Raw genomic sequence first — 19,035 nt, forward strand, 5'->3', positions numbered from 1 at the left:
AGATCCGCATGACCCTCACTTCCATCCCGAAACGCTTTGGGTTGCGCTTGCGCAACCGCCTGGCCCGCAACATGGCGCGCAAGGCCGGTGAGGCGCTGGGGCCGGATGTCGACATGGAAATTGGCCGCAAGCTCCTGCATGCCGCCGGTGACCGAGTGCCGCCGGACCGGTCGGTGTCGCGGGCGGATGTCGAGTTGGCGGGGCTCAACACGCTGGTGTTCAGCCCCCGGAAAAACCCGCGGCCGGGGCAGATGCTTTTTATCCATGGTGGCGGTTACAGCCGCGGCTCGGCGCACGGGCACAGCCCTTTCATCTCGCGCCTTGCCGCCCGCTTGAACCTGAAAACGCGTGCGATCGACTACCGGCTCGCGCCGGAACATCCCTTCCCGGCCGGGCTGGACGATTGCGAAGCGGCCTACAAGGCCCTGCGTGTCGGTCTCGACGGACCGCTGGTTCTCGCCGGAGATTCCGCCGGTGCCGGGCTGGCGCTGGCGCTGTGCGTGCGGCTGAAGGCGCAGGGCGCGGCCCTGCCGGATGCGCTGATCCTCTATTCACCCTGGTGCGATCTGACGAATTCCGCCGAGAGCATGAGAACAAAGTCCGAGATCGATCCGATGTTCGAGGGGCACTGGTTCCCGATCGGCGCGCAATATTATGCGCCGGGTGACGATCGCACACGACCCGAGATTTCGCCCCTGTTTGGCGATTTCGACGGCTTTCCACCGGCGCTGATCCAGGTGGGTTCGGACGAGGTGCTACTGGATGATTCGCTTCGCCTTGAACAGCGCATGAGCGATGCGGGCGTCGATGTGACGTGCGAGGTCTGGGACGGGATGTGGCACGATTTCCCGATGTTCCAGCCGCTCCTTCCGGAAGGCCGGATGGCCAACAAGCGTGCCCGCGCCTGGCTGGACGCGCGTCTGGGCGCCTAAACGCCAGCTGAACACGGCAGTCACGCCCCGCTCAAATCCGGTCAGGCAGGTTACGGGCCAGTGTTGAACGCCTGCCCGAAAGGAACCCCCATGGCCCGTTTCAAAACTGCCGCCCTCGCCGCCGCGATCGCTGCGTCCGCGCTGACCGCCGGAACCGCCCAGGCCGCCTACTACCGGACGAGCTGCGATATCGAGGTCCACAACAGCCGCGACGGCAGCGGCTCGATCGTCGCGACTGCCAGCGGCAGCGCGGCGGCGTCCTACGAACTGATCGCCGCGCAGATCATTCCCGGCGGCTCGATCGATCTTTCACAATCCGGTCCGGTCAACAGCAATGGCGGCAGCCGCACCGTGCTCGGCCGCGCCTATCTGTCGACACTCTATGACGGCCCGCCGGCTGCCGGTCCTGAAGGCCCGCGCGGCATGACACGGACGCAGTTCGGTGTGGTCGACGGCCGCTATGGCGTTGATGCCAGCGTCGCGGCGATCCTTCGCGTCTATGACCGCAATGGCCGCCAGATTTGCTACGACCAGTTTACCAATCTGGCCTTCGGCGGAAACCGTTTCGGCCGCTAGGCAACGCCTTCCCTCCTCCCCTCCAATGCCCGGCCCAGGCCGGGCATTTTTCTTTTTCGAAGCCGGTCATCTTGCTGAATTCCCGCTGAACGCGGCCGTCACCATCCCCTCACAAGCGACTCGCTAAACCCATAGTCAGGCCGGCAAGAAACGCCGCCGGTCAGAGAAAACAGGAGAGACCAAATGAAACTTCGCTCGCTCATCGCCGGTGCCGTCGCCGCCGCTTCCTTCGTCAGCCTGGCCGGTGCGGCCGAGGCCCAGTCCCGCCGCAATGAGGTTCGCGTGAACCAGTACGGTGTCCAGAACGAGGTTGCCGGGCGGCAATATGGCTATCGCAACAGCGCGTCGCTGCGCCAGGACGGCTACCGCCAGCACATCCTGATCATGCAGGACGGTGCGCGCAACGGTACGACCGTGGCTCAGCAAGGCGCCTACAATGACGCCTATGTCGATCAGTACGGCCGCCGCAACGACGCCGTGATCGGCCAGCAAGGCTACAATAACGGGGCGACTGCCGTGCAGACTGGCCGTAACAATCTGTCGGGCACCTATCAGATGGGCTCGAACAATTCGGCGGTCACCGACCAGGCCGGCTCGAACAATGCCGGCGCCATCATCCAGGTCGGCAATGGCAATAGCGGCCATCTTCGCCAGCGCGGCAACGGCAATGTCACCCTGATCATCCAGGGCGACCACTAGTCACCCGCGCCTTACAGCAGCGAACGCGCGGCCCGACCGGGCCGCGCGTTTTCGCCTGGGCATGCGGCATCAGACCTTGATGGTCAGCCCGTCGCGGGCGATCGGGTCACCGGCGACAAGCCGGTCATAGATGTCACAGCAGGCCTGCCGCCCCTCGAACTCCCTGAACGCCAGCCAGTCGCGGGCCGACACGGCGAAATCATTCCAGGCCTCGCCATAGGCCGCCTGGAAGCCGCCCGGCCCGAGCTCGCCAATTACCCGCTGCACGTGGTCCGGTGCGAAAAAGAAGCTCGGTCTCGGACCGGGCAGATCGCCTGCCGGCGCGCTTTGCTCCCAATGGGCGCCGCCAACGCGGATATTGGCCTGGAGATCTTCGCCCAGGCGTTCGTGCAGCGCCCGGTTGATATTGGCGTCACCTGCGAAATCGACGATCACCGCCGGCATGCCTTCCGGCAGGTCACCTATTTCCGGATAGGTCACGACCCGGTCGTAGAGGTCGAGAGAGTCCACGAAGTCGCGCGAGGCCGGCGAGGTCAGGCCGACCAGTTCGATATTCAGTGCATCGCCGCCGCTCAGGCTGCGCGCCATGCCGATGGCGGTCTTGCTGGACGCGCTTGTCAGGAAAACCTGGGCTGCCCCGAAAGCGTTCTCCTCGTGGAGGTAACGCGCCAGCAGCCAACCGGTCAGGAAGAGTGGCTGCAAGACCATTTGTTCAGCCTCCAGCCGCGCTGCATAGCCGACATCGCCGCCGCAACGGACATAACGGTTGTAGGGGGCCGGCAACTCCGCGCGATGCGCGCTGGCGTCAATGAAACCCGCCGCTGTCACCCCTGCAGGCTCGACCACTAATTCCGCCGCTGCCGGGAAATATCCATAGACCCGGTCGCCGACCGGCAGATCGGGATGGCGGCTTTCGCTGACAACCGCAAACCCCCAGACCGGGAGACGGCCCTTGCCGGCCGTGCCGGACGGGAAGAAATCCCAGTAGCGCATGGCTTCGCCAAAGGCCGCATAGGTGATGTTGTTGGCGGTCAGCGCAAAACTGTCGATCGCCAACCGCGCCTGGCCGTCGGCGAGCGCTGCCTCTGGCGTTTCAACGATGCCCGCGCGGCGGATATCCGCCTTGTCGATTTCCAGTGCCCAATTGGTCATGCCGGCTCCCTTCGCTTGTCAGGAAGCTAGGCCAGGCGGCACGCGGTAGAAACCCGCTCTTGTACTGGATTTTACTGCACCGACCTGACCGCCACCGTCGTGGCGCCCACTGACAGGCCAGATGGTGTCCGGAAATTCACGACGATCCGGTTGGCAGCGGGCTCAGATTCCACATTCGCATCTGCGCTCGCAAAAACCGCAAAGGTCAAAGTCTGGCCGGGTTGCATCAACTGATTAAGTGTGGCGGCGCGCGGCGTTTCACACAGTCCGGAAACGGCATTCGTACGGCACACTTCCAGAATCAAACCGGCCTCACTGACCGGGACCGTGGACGACGCGGACACCGCAACCGTCGCAAGCGAGCCGACATTGGCGGTTGCAACTGCAAATGCCCCCGCCCGATTGGCGCCCGACAGATCGACAAATCCGGAATTTCCCGTGGTCGCGGCCAGGGCGATGACATCGGCAACATTGAGCGATGTCGACGTGAACCGGAATGTACTCAACCCGGAAATGGACGGCGCGCTGCGTCGGTTTCCGCATTGGGCGTCAATCGGTATATCCGATTGCGAGAAGGCGAAATTGCGCGTGAAGGAGAAGACGAAGCTCTGGGAGGAGCCGGGGGCAATGTCGACTGGCGAGTTTGCCGTGCCGATCGGCGTGTTCGTTGCCGCATCCGTGGTCTGGTAGGAAAATTCGCCCGGCAGTGCACCATGCACCACCAGTCGGCAATCTGTTGCGATATTCCCTGACGACGCGGGATTGACGATGCTGGCAAAAGCGGTCGCGGTCTGCCCCACACGAACGGTGCGAGAAAATGGCAATACCGCACTGCGAACCGAAGGCGCTTCGGGGTGGCGGAACAAGGATACATTGTGTCCCGCCAGACGAAGTGATCGCGCGCTGTCGGTTGCGACAGGTCCATTGATCGGATCCGCAACCGCACCTTCCGGCAGATCCTCGCCGCAGGCCTGCTGATCGGGGCAATCGGACTGCGCCGGATTGGAATAGCGGACGATGCGCAGTTCGTTAGCGCGGGTTGGCGGATCGTTGTCAGGACAGACAACACTGCCGAAGGAGTCATAGGACTGGATCGTCTTGAACTGGCAAGTGGCCTGATAGCCATAGCTGAAATCATGGACGCCGAGCCTGTTGCCTGACCATTCGAGATTATGCAGCAGGCCCATATTGTGCCCGATCTCGTGGGCGAGGATGACATCTGCACAGGCGGTACCGGTGCCGTCGACGTCGATCCCGTCGCTCAGCACGACCACGCCGTTCACATGCTCGACAGCCGGATCAATGACGCCAAGATTTCCCTCTCCGCCAATGCGCGCAATGCCGCAGCCGCCGGAATTGATGCGGTGATAGCGTCGAACAAAAACAAAGGTGTCTATAGCGTGGCTGTTTCGCAGTGCCAGCAGGCTCGACAAGTCGCCGTCGTTGACACACGTCTCGCCATCCTCGGCCAGCATGCACGTGCCTGTTGCATCTTCAGAAGTTCCGGGGTGGCCGAAGCTCGCGCCGGCAAACAAATCGTCCAGCGTCTGGGCCGTTGATGTCAGCTCGTCCCACGGCACGGGCACCGGTCCGGCATAGGCCAGCCGGGCGCGCATACCGGTATCGCTGTCGACCAGAGCCTGATCGTACAGGTTCACGAGGTATTGAAGCCGGGTCAGCGTGGCGATGCCGTACAGCGCCGCGATCTCCTGTGTGTAGACAAATCCGACATCCACGGTGCCGTTCGATCCCATCGCGACGGCCTCTGCGATTGCCTCGACATCATCCAATTCGGTCACCTCGATCATGGTGCCATGTGGCACGTCAAGCTGCCGGATCGCTTCCGCCATGGCTGGCGATGTGACCCCGTTCATATCGTTTTCACCGGACGTCTGGGTCAGGATTGAGTCAGGCCGCAATACCGGTGGCCCGCCCGCATATTCCGGACCCAGGGTCCACACGCCCTCCGGCGTGACAAACGTACCGAAAACCGTGCCGCCGCCTTCGGTCAGGATGACCCGGTGATAGTCCTCGCCGCCCGCGATCCGGCCGACCCAAAGGCGGCCGCCGGGCTGGGTGATGTCCGCGCGATCGAACTCCGCCTCAAAGATGCGACCGGCCATTTCCGGCAAGGTCAGGCTTTCGCCCGGCGCGAGAGTGAAAGCTTGATCGGAAAGCTCGATTATCTCCAATCCGGAATTGTCCGTCGTGACAAACAGATCGTCGGCAATGGCTGACGCGGGCATGACAAGCCCTTGCAAAAGCAAACAGGCATTCAGGAGTAAAAACTTCATGGCGCGATGCTTTCTGATCTCCAGTAAACACTGGCCAGCTAATACGGTCGGAAAACAATCTCTCCATAAACTTTTCGTAATATTCGACGCATTGTTGTGAATACATGCGGATGAACGTCCGTTCTCAATGCCGGATCGGGTTTCGGACGGCTTCCGGACAAACCTGAACCGCTTGTCCCGGACAGATAGGGCAGAGAAATACTCCATCGCCTATCGCTTTTGAAATTCGTCCGTGTTAGAGGCGGCGCGCGCAAGAGAGCTTCGGTATGGGGTGACGCTTGATGAGCGCACCTGGAAACACACCGCAGCCTTGATCCGATGAGGGGTCAAAGCCTTGCGCCCGATTGGAATTTGTTTGCCATGACCATGAGTAACCGCATCGCGCCGGCTTTGGCGCGCGCCCTTGACGGCAAGGGCTATGAAACGCTGACCGAAGTCCAGGAAGCGGTGCTTGCACCGGAAACGGACGGGGCTGACCTGCTGGTTTCGGCCCAGACCGGCTCGGGCAAGACGGTGGCGTTCGGTATCGCGATCGCGCCGACCTTGCTGGGTGAGCAGGAACGCTTTGACCATGCCGCCGCCCCGCTCGGCCTCGTCGTAGCGCCGACACGCGAGCTGGCGCTTCAGGTGCAGCGAGAACTGCTCTGGCTCTATGGCGAGACCGGGGCGCGTGTCGTTTCCTGTGTCGGCGGCATGGATGCGCGGTCCGAGCGCAAGGCGCTGGAACGCGGCTGTCACATCGTGGTTGGTACGCCGGGACGGCTGCGCGATCATATCGAACGCAAGTCCCTGAACATGTCGTCGCTTCGCGCCGTGGTGCTGGACGAGGCTGACGAGATGCTCGACTTCGGTTTTCGCGAGGACCTCGAATTCATTCTCGAGGGCGCACCGGAGGACCGGCGAACCCTGCTGTTTTCCGCTACTGTGCCGAAATCCATTGCCGATATCGCGCGGCGTTATCAGCGCGATGCGGTGCGCCTGTCCACGGTCGGCGAGCGCGACCAGCACGCCGATATCGAATACCGCGCGATGATGGTGGCCCCAGCTGACCGCGAAAATGCGCTGATCAATGTGCTGCGATATTACGAAGCCGAACGGGCCATCGTCTTTTGCGCCACGCGCGAAGGCGTGAACCGGCTGGCCGCGCGCCTCGGAAATCGCGGCTTTGCTGCCGTCGCATTGTCAGGTGAACTGACGCAGAAAGAACGGACCCATGCCCTGCAGGCGCTGCGCGACGGACGCGCACGCGTCTGTATCGCCACGGATGTGGCCGCGCGCGGGCTGGACCTGCCGGGCCTTGAACTGGTGGTGCATTCTGATCTTCCGACCAACAGCGACGTCCTCAAACACCGTTCCGGCCGTACCGGCCGGGCCGGACGCCAGGGCGTTTGCGTGATGATCGTGCCGCAAAACCAGCGCGGGCGCGTCAATCGCCTTCTGCGCGGCGCCAGCATCCAGCCGGAATGGTGCGCGGCACCGACCCTCAACGATGTGAAGGCGCGGGATCGCGAACGCCTGCTCAATGATCCGAGCCTGCAGCAGGATTATGACGAAGAGGCGCTGGCCGAAGCGCGCGAATTGCTGGCCCTGCACAATCCGGAGAAGATTGCCGCGGCCTTCCTGCACCGGATGCAGGCGACGACGCCTGTCGCCGAAGACCTGATGGCGGTGCCGGCCGACCGTGAGCGGGCGCCGCGCCGCGAGCCCTTTTCCGGCGGCCAATGGTTCAAGCTCACCGCCGGCCACAAGCAACGCGCCGAACCGCGCTGGCTGCTGCCGATGATCTGCCGGATGGGCAATGTCACCCGCGCCGAAGTCGGCGCGATCGAGATCGCTGAAACCGAGACCCGGTTCGAGATCGCCAGCGATCATGCCGAGCGCTTCGCCGAGCACGTCAAGGCGTCAGGTGGTCGTGAAGGGACGATCTACATTCATCCCGCGGAAGCCCCGTCCGGGCAATTCCAGAACCGCAAGCGCGACGACCGGCCGAAACGGAAATTCGAGCGCAAGCCGGAAGCATCGTCAGACAAGCCGGCGCGGGCGCCGCGCTACACGCCGGATGACGGCGCGCTGACGTCCACAGAAGAGGCGGCCAGCGCGCAGGGTGGGGAGCGCCGTCCGCGCCCGGCACGGCATGGCAAAGCCGAATTCGGGAAAGGCCGTTCCGGTTTCAGAAAGGGCGGCGACAAGCGCGTCGCGCGTCGTTCCGACGATGATGGTTCGCGCCCGGCTCGCAGCCCTGCCGACCGCAAGGCTGCACCGAAGTCCAAGGCCCCGAGCAAGCCGAAACCGCGTCGTGCGAATTATGATGATGGCAGCCAGTCGCTGAAGCGGGTGAAACGCCGGGGGCCGAAACCCGGCCGAGCCTGACATTCGGTTCGCCGGTCGACCGAAACGCGTTCAGCGGCGGATGGGCCTACCGTCCCGCCGCCCGGCCATGCAGGCGTGCAAGGCTAGATTTCGTAGACATCGTCGGTTTCCGGAAGGATATCCTGCTGGCTCAATACATGCGGCGATGATGCACCGGTCAGGGATCCGCCGATCACGCTGCCGGTCAGGAAGGCGATTTCGGCCTCGAGACATTGCTCGAACATGCGCGGTGTGGACACCTGGGTCATGAAGGTCTGGATCCGCCGTTCCTCCGCGAGCCGCGCAAGCCGCTTCACGCCTTCAAACTGCGATGGTGACAGGTCGGCGCGGCCGTTTGGACAGGCCCAGCCAACGAGGCGCAGATCGACATCCCGGAACGGAGTGAGATCGGCATTTCCAAACCCGAGCACCGCCATGACGCCGCCGCCGAGCTGGCGGAGGGTACCAAAGGCGTCCTCGATCTGGCTGATCGGCGTGCCGGTTTCGATGCCGTCGATATAAAAGAAGAGAAGGCGTCGATCGGGCTCGGGAAGGTTCTGCAACCGTTCGAAATATTCCATGCGCGTTTCGCGACGGCAGATCGTCTGCAAATGGATCGGCACGCTAAAAGCCGACGGGCGCTTTGCCGCGCGCATGGCTTCGAGCTCGGCAATAGTGCCGTCCAGCACGCGGCAATCATAGCGGGCGTTAGACTGGCGGCGATTGTCGCCGTGACAGAGATCGCGACCGCGCAATGCGTTGCCGGTGTGCGGATGGACGCCTCGCGCCAGCGCCATATTTGTCGTCACGACTTCACGTCGCCGGTCCCAGACCGGTTCGAAAATCACTTCGGCATTGGCCAGCGGGTCGAGTTCGATCGGGTGCGGCTTGGCAGGAACCGGCGGCCGTGCGTCCGGCTTGTCCTCGATCTCGGCGCCCTGCCCGGCGAGAAATGCGGCCAGTTCGCGCGGCTCGAGTTTCATGTGATTGCATCTCACCGAAAGCGCGCGGAAAGCGTCCTCGCCAATGAAAAACTGGTTCATCTCGATCGATAGCGATTGCGCGCGTTCGACCGGCGGCGGCGGATTGGCATCTGCAAAGATCACGATGAATCCGTCTGCGCATCGCAGGACGACATCCTGGCCGTTCACGCGTTTCTCGATGAAGAAGGCGCCGATGTCGAAAATCTTCTTCTTGAGCGTGTGCCATTGCGCACCGGACTGCTTGCGAACGAGTTCGATATTGATGAACTGGATCTGGCACAATTCAATTGCGCCCTGCTTCATGCGCGCCGCGATATCCGGTGGAAAATCTATCATGTCCGATCGTTCCAGCTGCGGCGGCACCCTCCGGCTACCGTCGCGGTCCCATCCTTTTTTCTTAATCGCAGACGATGCGATAATTTTTCCTGAATTCGCGTGCGGTCAGCCGGCCGGCGGTCCATTCGAACTGGCATCAATCGCGGGGCAGCGCGCTTCCTCGATGACCGTCTTTGTCACCCGGAGGTCGAGTTTGCACGCCCGTTGGAATCCGCCGGTGCCAGGATGTCGAGCGCGCTCGCCAGGTGGAACATGAACCAGGCGGCGATACCGGCAAACTTGAACACGTCTTCTGACACCACGACCCATTCGGCATGGGTGGTTGTGAACACATCAATTGCGACACTCGCCGCGAAGCCCGCAAAAGCTGCTCCCAGCAACACGATCCGGCCGGAGAAGACGCGCCGGCGAATACTCCACGCATAGGCTGCGGCGAGACCGACATAGACCAGCAAGACCCCGTTCTGCGGGATGCCGAGTGCCGGCGCGACCGCTTCGTGAAACATGAAGGCATCGTCAAAGCCCAGCCAGGCACTGAAGGCACCGGCCGCGGCGAGGAATATCATGTCGGCCCGGCGGCCATTCGCGCGCATCAGCACGAGAACGGTGAAACCGCATATCACGGCCGTTCCGATCCACATGAAGACGCCGAGCGTCGACATGATGCCGAAATAGACGCTGCAGCACTCCGCCGCCTCTTCTGCGGCAATCAACGGGTCCGCGAACAGCAGCCGGGGCTCCGCCCAGGGCTGCAAGCCGGCAAACAGTGCGAGCAGCGTCGCACCGAGAACGGGCATCCAGACAAAAAAACGGTCCACGGCGCATCCCCCTTGATTCGCTACGGCATCAATATGTGCGGATCGGGCGGAAGACGATAGCCGTCAGAGAATCGCGAAGCGGCCGCGGGTAATCATGTTCAGGAATAGTGGCGGAGAGAGAGGGATTCGAACCCTCGGAACGCTTGCGCGCTCAACGGTTTTCGAGACCGCCCCGTTCGACCACTCCGGCACCTCTCCGCGGGGACCCGCGTTAAATACGAGTGGTCGAACAAAATCAAGAGTAACGCGCTGGCATTTGCCAGCGCGGGGCGACCACTCCGGCACCTCTCCGCGGGGACCCGCGTTAAATACGAGTGGTCGAACAAAATCAAGCGTAACGCGCTGGTAAAAGCCAGCGCCTGGCGACCCGCGCATTATCTGCACGCTCCGGACCGGATTACGAAAAAGTCATGCGAGAGCGGATTGCCTGCACGGCCCTGCCTTACTAGCTTCCCGCTCCTCTATTGGGGCTGTATTTTCCGGGATCTTATCATGAAACGCGTTATGTTGCTCGCCGTCGGCCTGACCGGCCTGGCCGGTTGTTCCACCTATGACAATCCGAATTCACCACTGGCGGGGCCGACCTTGCCGCCGGGCCTTCAAGGCCAGGCCGCGGTCCGCGAGACACGCTTGATCAATGAAGACGGTGAGGAGGTTGTTTGCCGGACGGAACCCGTGGTCGGCAGCCGTATTGGCCAGCGCATCTGCTTCACGGAAGCCCAATGGGACCAGATCCGCGAAGAACGGACCCGGCTCGACGACACCAGCGTCAATGAGCGCCTGCCCGGCCTGTAGGATCCGGGCACCGCTTCACGATCGCATCCCGGCCGCGCGTATCGGCGTTTAGGCGTTGACTTGGACAGCTGTTCGGGGGTATGTCGCGCGCTCATTTCGGCAAATTGGCCGGACCACAACGCCCGCCGGGACAGGCGGGGAAGAAAAAGAGCAGGCGTAAAGTCCTGTTGCAGAAAGGATAAAACCCATGTTCGCAGTCATCCAGACTGGCGGCAAGCAGTATACCGTCGCCCCGGGCGACGAGATCTCCGTCGAAAAACTCGAAGGCAAGGCCGGTGACAACATCGTCATCGAGCACGTTCTGATGCTGGGCGGCGACAAGGGCGTCACCGTCGGCGCGCCGCATGTCGAGGGCGCTTCGGTCGTGGCCGAGCTGGTCGAGAATGCGCGCGACAAGAAGATCATCGTCTTCAAGAAGCGCCGCCGTCAGAATTACCGCCGCAAGGCCGGACACCGCCAATGGTTCTCGAAGCTGCGGATTTCCGAAATCCTGGAGCCGGGTGCCAAGAAGCCGGCGGCGAAGAAAGCCGCGCCGGCCAAGAAGGCTGACGATGCCGACGCCAAGCCGGCAGCCAAGAAAGCCGCGCCGAAGAAGGCTGCAACCAAGAAGGCGGCGAGCACGACCAAGTCTGCTGCCAAGAAGCCGGCTGCCAAGAAGGCGGCCCCGAAGAAGACCGCGGCCAAGAAGCCGGCTGCGAAGAAGTCGGAGGACTAATCCATGGCTCACAAGAAAGCAGGCGGTTCATCCCGTAACGGGCGCGACTCCGAAGGCCGGCGCCTGGGCGTCAAGAAATTCGGTGGCCAGGAAGTCATTCCGGGCAACATCATCGTGCGTCAGCGCGGCACCAAGTACTATCCGGGCGACAATGTCGGCATGGGCAAGGATCACACCCTGTTCGCGCTGACCGAAGGCCGTGTGGCGTTCGCCAAGAAGTCCGGCGGCAAGATGTTCTGTTCGGTCGTCGCGGCTGAAGAGGCCAAATAGGGCGGACGGACAGACCCGGACCGCCCCTCAGGGCGGAACCGGTGGCTGGACAGAATTCAGGGGAGGCGGGTTCCGCCTCCCCTTTTTCATTTCCCCACCGGAGATCGACCCATGAGGGACAGGTTCGAAACCGAGAGATTGCTGTTGCGTCCGCTGGAGCAGCGCGATGCGGCAGCAATTCATCGCCATTGCCAGGATGGCAGCATAGCGCGCTTTACCGCTCACATTCCGGCCCCCTACCCGGTCCTGGCCGTCGAGCTCTACATTCTGAGCGTCCGCGCCGGCGCCGGAAACCGCAACCGGTTTGCCTACGCGGTCACCGGCAAAGACGATGACCGGCTGGTCGGCGCCTGCGGCATTTTCAAGCGCAATGCCGCGGCCACGCACTGGGAGATCGGCTACTGGGTCGGTCCCGAGGCGCAAGGCCGGGGGATTGCGAGCGAAGCGGCAGCCGGGCTGGTCGAAGCGGCAAGGGCCGATCTCGCGCCAGACCGCCTCGTTGCCGGACATTTCGAGGACAATCCGGCTTCGGGGCGCGTGCTGGAGAAGCTGGGCTTCGCCTATACCGGCGAAACCACACGCCTCTTCAGCATGGGCCGCATGGCCTATGCGACGAGCCGCGACATGGCGCTGGCGGTCTAGTCGCCTGGGCGCGGCAACTGATTTTCCGAGCGCGCTTGGCGGATTGCCGCCCAGGCCCGCCGCGACAGAAACCATTCTTGGCCCGGACGTATTGTTCGCAAGAATAATCGTGTCCGGGCAGTGATTTTCAGTGCGGCAGGTGTGTTCTGGCGCACGAGCGCGTATAGAGGCGGCGACAACCGAAAAGACAGATCATGAAATTCCTCGATCAGGCTAAAATCTTCATTCGTTCGGGCGATGGCGGCAATGGCGCTGTCGGCTTCCGGCGTGAGAAATATGTCGAGTTCGGCGGGCCCGATGGCGGCGATGGTGGCAAGGGCGGCGATGTCTGGGCAGAAACGGTCGAGGGCCTCAACACGCTGATCGATTACCGCTACCAGCAGCATTACAAGGCTGCCAAGGGCGATGGCGGGGCAGGGTCGAACCGTACCGGCGCAGCCGGCAAGGACGTCGTCCTGAAACTGCCGGTCGGCACGCAGATCCTCGATGAGGACCGCGAGACCGTCCTGCTCGACCTGACCGAGCCGGGCCAGCGCGTTCTCTTGATGGAGGGCGGCCGTGGCGGCAAGGGAAATGCCTTCTTCAAATCCTCGACCAACCAGGCGCCGCGCCATGCGCAGAAGGGCGAGCCGGGAGTCGAGCGCTGGATCTGGCTGCGGCTGAAACTGATCGCCGATGCCGGCCTGGTCGGCCTGCCCAATGCCGGCAAGTCGACCTTCCTGGCGGCGGTCAGTCGGGCCCATCCGAAGATCGCGGCCTATCCATTCACGACGCTGCACCCGCATCTGGGCGTGGTCGATCTGGCCGGAGATGCGCGCTTTGTCATGGCCGATATTCCCGGCCTGATCGAGGGCGCGCATGAAGGTGCCGGCATCGGTGACCGCTTCCTTGGCCATATCGAACGCTGCGCGACCCTGCTCCACCTGGTGGACGGCACGCAGGACGACGTCGCCGCGGCCTATCAAACCGTTCGTGGCGAGCTGGAAGCCTATGGTGCGGGGCTCGAGGACAAGCCCGAAATCGTGGCACTGAACAAGATCGATGCGGTTCCGGACGACGAGCTGCCGGAAAAGATCGCGGCGTTGAAAGCGGCAAGCGGCAAGGATGTGCTGGCCCTGTCCGGCGCCAGCCAGGCCAATGTCCGCGAAGCCCTGTTCGCTGTCTGGGATCAGATCAAGGCCGCGCGCACGGTCGAGAGCAAGGCAGACGCCGACCCTGACGAGAACTGGACACCGTGACACGGCGGTCGGCTCCGGTCCGCTTTTCCGGCGCGATCCGGCGCGGACGCCGCGCTTCGCCGATGAAAGGCGAGACGCTGGCACCGGGCATGACCATCGGCCTGTTCGGCGGAAGTTTCGATCCCGTCCATCGCGGCCATTTTCACGTCGCCGCCACCGCGCTGAAAAAGCTGCAGCTTGACCGGCTCTGGTGGATCGTTTCGCCGCAGAACCCGCTGAAGCAACGCCGTGCCGGCGAATTCCAGCGCCGCCTGACCGCCGTCGAGGACGCCGCTGAACGCCCGCGCATGGTGGTCAGCGATATCGAAGACCGGACGGGTATCCGTACCACCGCCGAGCTGATCGCCGTGCTCAAGGCCCGCCATCCGCGCGTGCGCTTCGTCTGGATCATGGGTGCGGACAATCTCGGCCAGTTCCACGAATGGCACCGCTGGCGCGATATCGCTGCGTCGGTACCGATTGCCGTCATTGCGCGTCCGCAAGACCCGATCCGTGCCCGGCTGTCACCGATGGCGCGTGAACTAGCAGCGACGCGCATTTCCGAAACCCATGCCCATACTCTCGCGAAATCAAGCCCGCCGGGGTGGACCTATCTGACAGAACGCTTACATAGCGAGGCCTCGTCGCGGCTGCGCGGCGATCCGCCCCGTTGATCCGCCGATGCCGAGCCGAGCCCATGACCTTGTCACAGAAAGCCGGCGCGCTTTCCTTCTTTGAAGACCTGCACCCGCCGAAGTCGCGCTTCCTCGACGATGTGCTGACCGGCCTGTCGCAGTCGCAGAAGATGATCCCGCCCAAGCATTTCTATGATGCCAAGGGGTCGGCGCTGTTCGACGACATTACGGGAACGGACGATTACTATGTGACGCGCACCGAGCTCGGCATTCTCGACGAAATTGCCGGCGACATCGCCTCGCGCGCCGGAAGAGGCGCTGTCGTGATCGAGCCGGGGTCCGGTTCCAGTGTGAAGATCGACAAGCTGCTCAATGCGCTCGACCAACCCGCGGCCTATATCGGGCTGGATATTTCGAAAGAGCATCTGATCAGTGCCTGCGCCGATCTGGCGGACAGGTTCGACGGGCTCTCGGTAGGAGCGATCTGTGCCGATTTCACGCAAGCCGTGCCGCTCGACAATCTGCCGATCCCTGACGGGCGCCGACTGGTCTTCTTCCCGGGATCGACAATCGGCAATTTCGAACCCGAGGACGCGCGGTCCCTGCTGAAGACACTGCGCGGATGGTTGCGCCCCGGCGATGCCATCCTGATCGGCGCGGACCGGGTGAAGTCGAGGGACGTCCTGGAAAACGCCTATGACGACCAGCAGGGCGTGACTGCTGCCTTCAATCTCAATTTGCTGACCCGGATCAATCGCGAACTCGACGGCGATATCGACGTGGCGGCATTCTCGCACCGCGCCGTGTGGAACGACACGCGCTCTCGGGTCGAAATGCACCTCGTCGCCGACCGGGATTTGTCCTTCACAATCTCCGGAAGGTCGTTCGAAATGGCCGCCGGGGAAACCATTCACACGGAGAACTCGCACAAGTTCACGGTCGACCGCTTCACCGAACTCGCCGCCTCCGCCGGTCTGTCGGTAATGACACACTGGAGCGACGAACGCGGCTATTTCACACTCTACTGGCTCGAACGCAGCTGAGGTCTGTGCTAGGCTGGAGTTGAATCGTGCAAAGGAGCAGACCGCTGAACACGCAATCTGAACGGACGGCGAAGGCCGCCGACATCGCCCCGGTTCTTCCGCCCAAGGACGAACATGCCGGAGAAGCCCTCGAAGCCCTGATCATGGGTGTTCTGGAGGACGACAAGGCGGAAGACATTCTCTCGATCGATCTGCGTGGTAAGTCCTCGGTCACCGATTTCATGATGATCGCATCCGGTCGTTCGCATCGCCATGTCGGGGCGATCGCCGACCATGTGCTGCGGAAAATCAAGGAGTCCGGCATCGGCAAGGCACGGGCAGAAGGCCTGGAAACGGCCGATTGGGTGCTGATCGATGCCGGCGATGTCGTGCTCCATATCTTCCGCCCCGAAGTGCGCAGCTTCTACAATCTGGAACGCATGTGGTCGGTAGAGCCGCCGCAAGGCGCCGATAGCTGATCAGCGATGCGCCTTAAAATCATCGCGGCCGGCCGGTTGAAATCCGGCCCCGAACGCGAGCTTGTTGATCGGTACGCTTCCCGGATTGGCGGTAGCGGCGCCGGAATCGGGCTCGGCCCGCTGGATGAATGCGAGGTCGATATACGGGTGTTCTCGGACAAGACGGCGGAATCCGCCGCTTTGGCCGCGCAGATTCCGCACGGCGCTGCCCTCTGCCTGTTGGACGAACGCGGAAAGACCCTGTCGTCGCGCGAATTCGCGTTGCAGATCGCCGGCTGGCGCGATGACGGTATTCGGGAAGCCGCCTTCGTCATCGGGGGCGCAGACGGGTTGGACCGCTCGGCCTTCGGGACGCCGCGGCTGATGCTATCCTTCGGCAAGGCGGTCTGGCCGCACATGCTGGTGCGCGCCATGCTGGCTGAACAGCTTTACCGGGCGGTCTCGATCCTGTCGGGCGCGCCCTATCACCGGGACTGACCTCATGTGGTTGCCTGCCCTCCTTATTGCGCTTCAGACGCCTGCCGATCCGCCGGACGCCGGGACAGTGGAGCAACTGGAACAGGCGGCAGCCGATGCGCGTGCGGAAGCCGATGCCGCAGCGCGCGAAGCGGAGGCGTTGGCGGCAGAGATCGTTCAACTGCAATCGCGCCTCGTTTCAGCCGCAGGTCGCGTTTCCGCCAATGAACAGACGGCGGCCGACATCAGCGGCCGGATTGATGAGCTGGCAAACCAGGAAAATGAAATCCTGGCGCGGCTCATGGCTGACCGCGAAGCGCTGATCGACGTTCTCGCGGCGCTGCAGCGGATTGAGCGCGGGACGCCCCCTGCCCTTGCCACGGCACCCGGCGACGCCGAGGCAGCGGCGCGAGCCGCCAGCCTGCTGGCCGCGATCACGCCGGAGCTGCATGCCCGGGCCGAAGCATTGTCGGTCGAACTGGAATCGCTGCGAAACGTGCGCCAGTCACTTGAAGACGAGCGAGCGGCCCTGACCTCGACAGAAGAAGAATTGGCCGCCCGCCAGGCCGAGATACGCGCGTTGATCGCGGAACGGCGGCATCTGGAATCGCAGCGACGCGGCGAAGCCGAAAGGTTTGCCGATGTCGCGGCCACCGCCGGCGCGCAGGCGCAAACCTTGCGGCAGTTACTCGAAACCCTGCGCGGCATGACGGAAATTTCACCGCGCTTTAATCCGCGGCGACTGATCCGGCCCGACGCCCTGCCGGATCCGGTGCTGCGGCCGGAGGACGGGCTGGTGGCGGCGCGCGCTGCGATGGCGCCGATCGAAACGCTGCGTTTTGCCGATACGCGCGGACGGCTGCAGGCGCCTGTCGAGGGGCCGGTAGCGCTGCGGTTCGGCCAGGCGGACGAAAACGGCGACCCGATAGAAGGCCTACGGATCCGCGCGCGGCCCGGCGGCCAGGTCGTGGCGCCGTTTGATGCACGGGTCGAATATGCCGGATCATTTAATACATATAACGGACTATTGATCCTGGGCGTCGGGGACGACTACTATATAGTCTTGGCTGGCCTCGGCGCGGTTTACGCGGAGGCCGGGCAGTCGGTTCTGGCCGGTGAACCGGTCGGCGAAATGCCGTCCTCGGGTGAAACGGCACCGGATTTGTATCTGGAGATCCGGCGGGAAGAGACCGCGATCGATCCGCAGCCCTGGCTGCGGAGCGGGCCGTGGTCCGGATAAGCGGGGCGAGAGAAAAGGACTCTTTGACCATGCGTTTGAATTTTATAGCTGCAGCCGTTGCCTTCGCGCTCGGCGCCGGCGCTCTGGCGGTCTCTGCGGAAGGTCTGCAGAGCAATCGCGAGGACACGTATCGCCACCTTGAACTGTTTGGCGATGTCCTGTCCCGCGTTGAGGCAGATTATGTCACCGACATTGATGACGCTGCGCTCATCGAGGCCGCGATCGAAGGCATGCTCGAGAGCCTCGATCCGCACTCCAGCTATCTCTCTCCCGACAATTTCCAGGACATGCAGGTCTCGACCCGCGGTGAGTATGGCGGCCTCGGCATGGAAATCACGACGCGCGACGACCTGATCACGGTCGTCTCGCCGTATGAAGACACACCCGCCGGTCGTGCTGGCATCCAACCCGGGGACCAGATCATCGCCGTCGACGGTGAATCGATCGTCGGTTTCAGCACCGACGAGGCCGTCGAGCTGATGCGCGGCCCGGTCGGCGCACCGGTGACCATCACCGTGACGCGCGAAGGCGAGGACGAGTTCGACCTCAATCTGGTGCGCGAAACCATTCCGTTGCGGACCGTTGCCTGGCGCGAGGAAGAAGGTTTCGGCTATTTGCGGATCGCCGGCTTCAACGAGCACACAACGGAATCGCTGCACGAAGCGATCGCCGAAATGCGCGATGCGTTCAACGGCAATATTCCGGGGGTCGTGGTCGATCTGCGCTATAATCCAGGGGGGCTCCTGGACCAGGCCATCGGCGTGACCGACACTTTCCTTGACGGCGGTGAAATCGTCACCACGCGGTACCGCAATCCGGGCGAGAACCAGCGCTACAATGCCCGCCCCGGTGACATGATCGACAATGCACCGATCGTGATCCTGATCAATGAGGGTTCGGCAAGCGCATCCGAGATCGTGGCCGGCGCGCTGCAGGACCGCCAGCGGGCGACGCTCGTCGGCATGACCAGTTTCGGCAAGGGCTCGGTGCAGACCATCATTCCGCTGCGCGGAGGCCGTGATGGTGCGCTTCGACTGACGACGGGCCGGTATTACACGCCGTCGGGCCGATCCATCCAGGCTACCGGCATCGTGCCGGACTGGATGATCTCGCACCGCATCATCGAAGCAGACGAGGAACGCTATAGCGAAGCCTCTCTGGATGGTGCACTCGAGAACGATACCGGCAATGCGCGCGAGGACGAGAACCTCGCGGCGATCGAGATGCCACCGGAAAACCATGAGGGCGATTATCAGCTCGAACGGGCGCTTCAGGTGCTGGCCGGACTGGCTGAAAGCGAGCAAGCCGCCCTGCAATAGAAGCCCGGGAAGGCACCTGCCTTAACCCTTTCTTACCCGCATCCGGGGCAGCAATCGGAATGAAGCCCGGCCATCTTGATTCGGCCGGACCGATTGATCGCGACGG

General features: G+C 63.2%; 19 protein-coding genes and 1 tRNA gene. 15 read left to right on the top strand and 5 right to left on the bottom strand.

Going from position 1 to position 19,035, the window contains the following annotated elements:
* The first annotated feature begins 8 nt into the window (after nt 1-8).
* From ACOOFN_RS05600 to ACOOFN_RS05610, 3 genes are all read left to right on the top strand, one after another.
* Nucleotides 9-932: an alpha/beta hydrolase gene (locus tag ACOOFN_RS05600; RefSeq protein ID WP_420434520.1), complete on the top strand. Its 924-nt coding sequence runs from the start codon at nt 9-11 to the stop codon at nt 930-932.
* Between the two features lie 90 nt (nt 933-1,022).
* On the top strand, nt 1,023-1,508 hold the full coding sequence (locus ACOOFN_RS05605) for a hypothetical protein (RefSeq protein WP_420434522.1): 486 nt from the start codon (nt 1,023-1,025) through the stop codon (nt 1,506-1,508).
* Between the two features lie 183 nt (nt 1,509-1,691).
* A complete protein-coding gene (locus tag ACOOFN_RS05610) occupies nt 1,692-2,207 on the top strand; it encodes a curlin-associated protein (RefSeq protein WP_420434524.1) in 516 nt (171 codons plus the stop codon).
* A 69-nt stretch (nt 2,208-2,276) separates the two neighbouring features.
* Here ACOOFN_RS05610 and ACOOFN_RS05615 read toward each other — a convergent pair whose 3' ends face one another.
* Nucleotides 2,277-3,359: a DUF2855 family protein gene (locus tag ACOOFN_RS05615; RefSeq protein ID WP_420434526.1), complete on the bottom strand. Its 1,083-nt coding sequence runs from the start codon at nt 3,357-3,359 to the stop codon at nt 2,277-2,279.
* 71 nt (nt 3,360-3,430) lie between these two features.
* Nucleotides 3,431-5,653, bottom strand: coding sequence for a M12 family metallo-peptidase (locus tag ACOOFN_RS05620; RefSeq protein WP_420434528.1), 2,223 nt, complete (start codon nt 5,651-5,653; stop codon nt 3,431-3,433).
* Nucleotides 5,654-6,013: 360 nt separating this feature from the next.
* Between ACOOFN_RS05620 and ACOOFN_RS05625 the strand changes: the two genes are divergently transcribed.
* Complete coding sequence (locus ACOOFN_RS05625) at nt 6,014-8,023, top strand: DEAD/DEAH box helicase (RefSeq protein WP_420434530.1); 2,010 nt, start codon at nt 6,014-6,016, stop codon at nt 8,021-8,023.
* Between the two features lie 83 nt (nt 8,024-8,106).
* Here the strand turns inward: ACOOFN_RS05625 and ACOOFN_RS05630 are convergent, their stop codons facing one another.
* From ACOOFN_RS05630 to ACOOFN_RS05640, 3 genes are all read right to left on the bottom strand, one after another.
* The gene (locus ACOOFN_RS05630; RefSeq protein ID WP_420434532.1) at nt 8,107-9,321 is read right to left on the bottom strand and encodes a hypothetical protein; all 1,215 of its coding nucleotides are present in this window, start codon (nt 9,319-9,321) and stop codon (nt 8,107-8,109) included.
* Nucleotides 9,322-9,497: 176 nt separating this feature from the next.
* Nucleotides 9,498-10,139 carry a hypothetical protein gene (locus ACOOFN_RS05635; RefSeq protein WP_420434534.1) on the bottom strand — a complete coding sequence of 214 codons (642 nt, stop codon included), beginning with the start codon at nt 10,137-10,139 and terminating at the stop codon, nt 9,498-9,500.
* A 108-nt stretch (nt 10,140-10,247) separates the two neighbouring features.
* Nucleotides 10,248-10,337: transfer RNA gene (locus ACOOFN_RS05640), tRNA-Ser, on the bottom strand.
* A 294-nt stretch (nt 10,338-10,631) separates the two neighbouring features.
* Here ACOOFN_RS05640 and ACOOFN_RS05645 point away from each other — a divergent pair.
* The 11 genes from ACOOFN_RS05645 (at nt 10,632) to ACOOFN_RS05695 (ending at nt 18,929) form a co-directional block, all read left to right on the top strand.
* Nucleotides 10,632-10,934 carry a hypothetical protein gene (locus ACOOFN_RS05645; RefSeq protein WP_420434536.1) on the top strand — a complete coding sequence of 101 codons (303 nt, stop codon included), beginning with the start codon at nt 10,632-10,634 and terminating at the stop codon, nt 10,932-10,934.
* 187 nt (nt 10,935-11,121) lie between these two features.
* Nucleotides 11,122-11,649: a 50S ribosomal protein L21 gene (gene rplU / locus ACOOFN_RS05650; protein ID WP_420434538.1), complete on the top strand. Its 528-nt coding sequence runs from the start codon at nt 11,122-11,124 to the stop codon at nt 11,647-11,649.
* A 3-nt stretch (nt 11,650-11,652) separates the two neighbouring features.
* Nucleotides 11,653-11,919 (top strand): 50S ribosomal protein L27, encoded by a 267-nt coding sequence (gene rpmA / locus ACOOFN_RS05655; protein ID WP_420434540.1) that lies wholly within the window; start codon nt 11,653-11,655, stop codon nt 11,917-11,919.
* Between the two features lie 111 nt (nt 11,920-12,030).
* Entirely contained in the window at nt 12,031-12,561 is a 531-nt protein-coding gene (locus tag ACOOFN_RS05660; protein WP_420434542.1) for a GNAT family N-acetyltransferase, read from the top strand.
* Nucleotides 12,562-12,755: 194 nt separating this feature from the next.
* A complete protein-coding gene (obgE, locus tag ACOOFN_RS05665; protein ID WP_420434544.1) occupies nt 12,756-13,799 on the top strand; it encodes a GTPase ObgE in 1,044 nt (347 codons plus the stop codon).
* Nucleotides 13,796-14,452, top strand: a complete 657-nt coding sequence (locus tag ACOOFN_RS05670) for a nicotinate-nucleotide adenylyltransferase (protein WP_420434546.1) — start codon at nt 13,796-13,798, stop codon at nt 14,450-14,452. The genes obgE and ACOOFN_RS05670 overlap by 4 nt, the downstream gene beginning before the upstream one ends.
* 23 nt (nt 14,453-14,475) lie before the next feature.
* On the top strand, nt 14,476-15,456 hold the full coding sequence (egtD, locus tag ACOOFN_RS05675) for an L-histidine N(alpha)-methyltransferase (RefSeq protein WP_420434548.1): 981 nt from the start codon (nt 14,476-14,478) through the stop codon (nt 15,454-15,456).
* A 26-nt stretch (nt 15,457-15,482) separates the two neighbouring features.
* Entirely contained in the window at nt 15,483-15,914 is a 432-nt protein-coding gene (gene rsfS / locus ACOOFN_RS05680; protein WP_420434550.1) for a ribosome silencing factor, read from the top strand.
* 6 nt (nt 15,915-15,920) lie between these two features.
* Nucleotides 15,921-16,391, top strand: coding sequence for a 23S rRNA (pseudouridine(1915)-N(3))-methyltransferase RlmH (rlmH, locus tag ACOOFN_RS05685; protein WP_420434552.1), 471 nt, complete (start codon nt 15,921-15,923; stop codon nt 16,389-16,391).
* A gap of 4 nt (nt 16,392-16,395) precedes the next feature.
* Nucleotides 16,396-17,610: a murein hydrolase activator EnvC family protein gene (locus ACOOFN_RS05690; protein ID WP_420434554.1), complete on the top strand. Its 1,215-nt coding sequence runs from the start codon at nt 16,396-16,398 to the stop codon at nt 17,608-17,610.
* Between the two features lie 29 nt (nt 17,611-17,639).
* Complete coding sequence (locus tag ACOOFN_RS05695; RefSeq protein WP_420434556.1) at nt 17,640-18,929, top strand: S41 family peptidase; 1,290 nt, start codon at nt 17,640-17,642, stop codon at nt 18,927-18,929.
* The last annotated feature ends 106 nt before the right edge of the window (nt 18,930-19,035 follow it).

This window comes from Hyphobacterium sp. (assembly GCF_965217055.1).
Lineage (GTDB): Bacteria > Pseudomonadota > Alphaproteobacteria > Caulobacterales > Maricaulaceae > Hyphobacterium.